This is a genomic window from Nitrospira sp., assembly GCA_005116745.1.
Lineage (GTDB): Bacteria > Nitrospirota > Nitrospiria > Nitrospirales > Nitrospiraceae > Nitrospira_D.
The window spans coordinates 1-867 of record SWDS01000022.1 but is presented as its reverse complement, the minus strand read 5'-3'; the positions used below and the strand labels follow the sequence as shown (position 1 = coordinate 867).

Annotated in this window: 1 protein-coding gene; it reads right to left on the bottom strand. The window is 52.8% G+C overall.

The window, feature by feature from the left end; genetic code table 11:
• Nucleotides 1-9: 9 nt before the first annotated feature.
• A protein-coding gene (locus E8D52_18630) for an IS5 family transposase (GenBank protein TKB65200.1) occupies nucleotides 10-799 on the bottom strand; the annotation gives its coding sequence in 2 pieces (ribosomal slippage) (nucleotides 10-537 and nucleotides 539-799; 789 coding nt in all).
• Nucleotides 800-867: the final 68 nt, after the last annotated feature.

The window sequence follows — 867 nt, the reverse complement described above, 5'->3', positions numbered from 1 at the left end:
AGAGCCTGTTCAAAATCTTTTGAGGAGTAGGACGAGGAAAGCGAGAACGGCCATATTGAGGCTTGTGGCAAGTTTGCGTTCGCAGTTTTTCCAGAGTCTGCGGCATTTTTCGAGCCACGCGAAGGAACGCTCCACCACCCATCGTTTGGGGATGACGGCGAAGGTGTGGAGTTCGCTGCGCTTGGCGATTGCGACGGGACACCCGAGGATGTTCCGCACGGCATCGGCAAATTTCTCACCCGTGTAGCCCGCATCTGCCAGCACGTTTTTGACATCAGAGAGCGTGGTTTGGTGCAGGCTGAACGCCTCCAGTGCTCCTGCCCTGTCGGTCACATTCGCTGTGGTGATGTGAATCGCGTGTGGCAAACCTTGCGTATCCACCGCGATATGACGCTTGATGCCCGATACCAGCTTGCCGCCGTCATAACCTTTTTCCTCGGCGGTATCAGTGTTCTTCACGCTCTGTGCATCAACGATGATGAAGCTGGTTTTGTCGTTCCGACCATTGTGTTGTCTCACCGCGCCAACCACATTTTTTTAAGGCTTCCTCCAAGAGGCTGATACCGCGTTCCTGCGGTTCGCTCCATTGCTGGAAATAGCTGTGACAGGTGCGCCATTTAGGGAATTCTCTCGGCAGCATGCGCCACTGACAGCCACTTTTGAGTACATACGTCACGCCGCAGAACACCTCATATAAATCCACCGAGCGTGGGCGGGTCTTCTTCCGTGCACGCTCCAAAATGGGCAGGATTCTATTGAACTTCTCTCGGCTAATATCGCTTGGATAACTCTGGCGCATAACGTCTCCTCTTGCGGTGAAAAGGAGAACATTATCAAAACATCCTCAAAAGATTATGAACAGACTCT